Raw genomic sequence first — 4,915 nt, forward strand, 5'->3', positions numbered from 1 at the left:
GTCGGCCAAGCAGCGGGACCCCGGCTCAAGGCCGGGGTGACGGGAATACTGTATTGCTCGCACAATACAGCTATGCTATCGCTCCGCCCGAGGAGAGGCGAATGTACAGCGAGAGCGATATCGAGGCGGCGGTGGCATCGGGCGCGCTGAGCGCGGAGGCCGCGGCGGCGCTGCGCGACAGCGTCGCGCGGGGCCGGCAGACATCTTCGGTCGACGAGGAGAGTTTTCGCCTGATCACCGGCTTCAACGATATCTTCGTCTCGATCGCGGCGATCCTGCTGCTCGTCGCGGTCGGCTGGATCGGCGCGAGCATCGGCGGCGCCTTGCAGCACGTTCCATCGGACGATTCGGAGGCGATGCGCTATCTCGCCGCGCGATCGCTGCTCGGCGCGGCCGCCGTCGCCGCGACGAGCTGGATGCTCGCCGAATATTTCACGAGGGCCCGGCGGATGGCGCTGCCCAGCATCCTGCTGCTGGGGACATTCGCGTTCGGCACGGCGGGGGCGCTGTTCGGGCTGGTCCAGCTCGCTTTGCCCGGCCTGCGCGATCAGGCGGCGGCGCGATCGGCGGCGCTTGTTGGCCTGCTGACGGCGGGCGCGATCTACCTGCACTGGCGCCGCTTCCACGTCCCGGTCACGATCGCGGCGCTCACCGGCGCGCTGGTAAGCGCTCTGCTCAGCCTCGTCTTCGCGACCGTGCCGGCGCTGCAATCGGCGTGGCTGTGGGCGCTGCTGATCGCGGGCCTCTGCGTCTTCGCCTTCGCGATGTGGTGGGACATGAGCGACCGCACGCGGACGACGCGCCGTTCGGACGTCGCCTTCTGGCTGCACCTCGCGGCGGCACCGATGATCGCGCATCCGATCTTCTGGCTGCTCGGCGTGATGAACGGCGAGATCGGCGTCGGCACCGCGATCGTCGTGATCCTGCTCTACGTCGCGTTCGGGATCGTAGCGCTGGCGGTCGATCGCCGCGCCTTGCTCGTGTCGAGCCTCGGCTATGTGCTCTATGCGCTGGCGGGGCTGTTCAAGCAGTTCGGCGCGGTGAGCCTCAACGTCGCGCTGACCGCGCTGGTGATCGGTTCGGTGCTGCTGATGCTGTCGGCCTTCTGGCATGTCGTGCGGCGGACGGTGGTGCTGAGGCTGCCCGTCGATTTCCGGGCGATGCTGCCAGCGCTGGACCGGCCGGCGGTGGTGCCGAGGCCGGCTTGATCGCTTGATCCTCTCGCAGGCCTGAGACGATCCTCCCCTGGCAGGGGAGGTGGCTGGCGGAGCCAGACGGAGGGGTGACACGCTTTGGATAGGGCGATACCCCTCCGTCAGCCCTACGGGCCGCCACCTCCCCTTCCAGGGGAGGAGCATGATCCTTGCGGCTTTGACAACAACCCGCCCCACCCCAAACGGAAGGGAGCGGTTCACTCCTCGACGAGCTTCATCAGCTTGCGCTCGACCGGTGCCAGCACCGGGCCGAGCTCGTGTCCGCGTTTGAGCACGACGCCGCCCTCGCCGATCAGCGCCCATTGCCCCTGCCGCTGGCGCAGCGCCGGGCGCTTCTCGATCCGATATTCGGGCCGCTCGGCGGTGCGGCGGAAGCAGGCGAACGACGCGGCCTCGCGCCCGAAATGGATCGCATAATCGCGCCAATGCCCCGCGGCGACCATGCGGCCGTAGAGATCGAGGATGCGGTTGAGCTCGGCGCGATCGAACACCACTTCGCTCTCGCGCGTGGCGGGGAAGGGCGTGACGACCCCCATCAGGCCGATTGGCGATCCGCGTCGTCGCGCCTGGCTTGCGCATCGATCAGGGTGGCGAGCTTGGCGCGCAGCGCCTCGACCTCGCACTTGAGGATTTCGAGCTGCTGCGTCGCGGGATCGAAGCGCTCGCTGCACGGCGTGCCGTAGGGCACGAAATGCTGGAGCGTATCGGCATCGACCAGCGTCGGCCGCGCCGGAATGCCGACCATCGTCGCGCCCGGAGGCACGTCGCGCGTCACCACCGCATTGGCGCCGATCCGCGCGCCCTTGCCCACGGTGATCGGCCCGAGCACCTGCGCGCCCGATCCGATGATGACATCATCCTCGATCGTCGGATGGCGCTTGCCGGGAATGCCATCGGTGGGATTGGTGCCGCCGAGCGTGACGTTCTGGTAGATAGTGACATTGTCGCCGATCTGCGAGGTCTCGCCGATCACGCTGAAGCCATGATCGATGAACAGGAAGCTGCCGATCCGCGCGCCGGGGTGGATGTCGATCGCGGTGAGCAGCCGCCCGATATGGTTGACCAGCCGCGCGAGGAACCACAATTCGGCTTCGAACAGCCAGTGCGCCGCGCGGTGGAAGGCGAGCGCCCAGGCGCCGGGATAGATCAATATCTCCCAGCGCGAACGCGGCGCGGGATCGCGCGCCTTGACGCTGTCCAGATAGGCGATCAGCGCGCGCTTCATCGGCGATACTCCCCGAATCGGCGATCTAGCCAAGCGCTGGGGCGATTTCCAGCGCGGCTCATGCCACCGCCGCCGATTCGACCAAAGCGACGCGGACCGCCGCGATCGCGGCATCGGCCTTGCCCGCCTCCGGTCCGCCGCCCTGCGCCATGTCGGGGCGGCCGCCACCCCCCTGTCCGCCGAGCGCCGCGACCGCCTGCTTGACGAGATCGACCGCCGAAAGCCGTGCCGCGAGATCCGGGGTGACGCCGACCGCGACGCTGGCGCGGCCGTCGTTGGTCGCGACGATGACGGCGACGCCGGAACCAAGCCGCGCCTTGGCGTCGTCGACCAGCCCGCGCAGGCCCTTGGGATCGAAATCGGCGAGCACCTGGCCGATGAACGCGATGCCGGCGATCTGCTCGGGGGCGCTGTCGTCAGTCTTCGCGGCACCGCCGCCCAGCGCGAGCGCCTTCTTCGCCTCGGCGAGCTCGCGCTCCAGCTTGCGGCGCTCCTCGACCAAGGCGGCGATGCGCGCGGGCACTTCCTCGGGCGAGGATTTCAGCGTCGCCGCCGCCTCGCGCAACCGTTCCTCGCGGCCCGACAGATAGAGCCGCGCGGCCTCGCCGGTCAGCGCCTCGATGCGGCGGACGCCCGACGAGACCGCGCTTTCGCCGACGATCTTGAACAGACCGATGTCACCGAGCGCGCCGACGTGCGTGCCGCCGCACAGCTCGACCGACCAGGCGGCCTCCGCGCCTTTGCCCATCGAGAGCACGCGGACCTCGTCGCCATATTTCTCGCCGAACAAGGCCATCGCGCCGGCGGCGATCGCCTCGTCGGGGGTCATCAGCCGGGTGGTGACGGCGTCATTCTCACGGATGTGGCGGTTCACCTCCGCCTCGACCGCCGCGATATCCTCGGGCGTCAGCGGCTTCTGATGCGCGAAATCGAAGCGCAGCCGATCGGGCGCGACGAGGCTGCCTTTCTGGGTGACGTGGCCGCCGAGCCGGTGGCGCAGCGCCGCGTGGAGCAGGTGGGTCGCCGAATGGTTGGCGCGCAGCTTGGCGCGGCGGCCGATATCGACCGATAGGTGGATCGCATCGCCGACGCGGATCGATCCGCCGCGCACCCGGGCCTTGTGCGCGTGGAGGCGACCGAGCGGTTTCGACGTATCGGCGATCTCGGCCGCAAAGCCATTGTCGTTGCCTGCCTCTCCGGCATCGCCCTGCTGGCCGCCGCTTTCGCCGTAGAAGGGCGTCTGGTTGGTGAGGATCGTCACCTCGTCGCCCGCGCCGGCCGCCTCGACCCGCGCGCCATCCTTGACGATCGCCAGCACCTGCGCGTCGCCCTCATGCCCCGAATAGCCGATGAATTCGGTGCCGCCCTGCTCCTCGGCGATATCGAACCAGATATCGTCCGAAGCCTTGTCGCCCGAGCCCTTCCACGCGGCGCGCGCGGCGGCCTTCTGCTCGGCCATCGCCGCATCGAAGCCCACGCGGTCGACGCTCATTCCCTGCGCTCGGAGCGCATCCTCGGTAAGATCATAGGGGAAGCCGAACGTATCGTAGAGCTTGAACGCGGTGGCGCCCGGCAGCGTGCCGCCCTCCGTCATGCCGCCGGTCGCCTCGTCGAGCAGGCGCAGGCCGTTGGCGAGCGTCTGGCGGAAGCGCACCTCTTCCAGCTTGAGCGTCTCCTCGATCAGCGGCTGCGCGCGGACGAGCTCGGGATAGGCCGCGCCCATCTCGGCGACCAAGGCGGGCACCAGCCGGTGCATCAGCGGCTCGGCGCTGCCGAGCAGATGCGCGTGCCGCATCGCGCGGCGCATGATCCGGCGCAGCACATAGCCGCGCCCCTCGTTGGCGGGCAGCACGCCATCGGCGACGAGGAAGCCGCTCGCGCGGAGATGGTCGGCGATCACGCGGTGCGAGGCCTGGTTGGCGCCGTCGGTGGCGCTTCTCGTCAGTTCGCCCGAAGCGGCGATCAGCGCCCTGAACGTATCGGTATCGTAATTGTCGTGGACACCCTGGAGCACGGCGGCGATCCGCTCCAGCCCCATGCCGGTGTCGATGCTGGGCTTCGGCAGGTCACCGGTGATGACGTCCGCCTCCTGCACGAATTGCATGAAGACGAGGTTCCAGATCTCGACGAAGCGGTCGCCGTCCTCGTCCGGGCTGCCGGGCGGGCCGCCGGGGATGTGATCGCCATGATCGTAGAAGATCTCCGAGCAGGGCCCGCACGGCCCGTCGGCGCCCATCGCCCAGAAATTATCCTTGGTCGGGATGCGGATGATGCGGCTTTCGGGGAGCCCGGCGATCTTCCTCCAGAGGTCGAATGCCTGATCGTCGTTGTGGTAGACGGTCGCGGTCAGCCGATCCGGATCGAGCCCCCATTCGCGCGTCAGCAAGGTCCAGGCGTGGGTGATCGCCTGTTCCTTGAAATAATCGCCGAACGAGAAATTGCCGAGCATCTCGAAGAAGGTGTGGTGGCGCGCGGT

4 protein-coding genes are annotated in these 4,915 nt (G+C 68.8%); 1 reads left to right on the forward strand and 3 read right to left on the reverse strand.

Going from position 1 to position 4,915, the window contains the following annotated elements; translation table 11 throughout:
* The first annotated feature begins 101 nt into the window (after positions 1 to 101).
* The gene (locus HUU94_RS12580) at positions 102 to 1,208 is read left to right on the forward strand and encodes a hypothetical protein (protein ID WP_174275409.1); all 1,107 of its coding nucleotides are present in this window, start codon (positions 102 to 104) and stop codon (positions 1,206 to 1,208) included.
* 203 nt (positions 1,209 to 1,411) lie between these two features.
* Here the strand turns inward: HUU94_RS12580 and HUU94_RS12585 are convergent, their stop codons facing one another.
* The 3 genes from HUU94_RS12585 to alaS form a co-directional block, all read right to left on the reverse strand.
* Positions 1,412 to 1,750, reverse strand: coding sequence for a DUF2794 domain-containing protein (locus HUU94_RS12585; RefSeq protein ID WP_174275410.1), 339 nt, complete (start codon positions 1,748 to 1,750; stop codon positions 1,412 to 1,414).
* Entirely contained in the window at positions 1,750 to 2,439 is a 690-nt protein-coding gene (gene epsC / locus HUU94_RS12590) for a serine O-acetyltransferase EpsC (RefSeq protein ID WP_174275411.1), read from the reverse strand. Before epsC ends, HUU94_RS12585 begins: the two co-directional genes overlap by 1 nt.
* 58 nt (positions 2,440 to 2,497) lie before the next feature.
* On the reverse strand, positions 2,498 to 4,915 hold a 2,418-nt coding region (alaS, locus tag HUU94_RS12595; RefSeq protein ID WP_174275412.1), incomplete at its 5' end, for an alanine--tRNA ligase.

The sequence above is a fragment of the Sphingomonas bacterium genome (assembly GCF_903644055.1).
In the GTDB taxonomy this organism is placed as follows: domain Bacteria; phylum Pseudomonadota; class Alphaproteobacteria; order Sphingomonadales; family Sphingomonadaceae; genus Sphingomonas_I.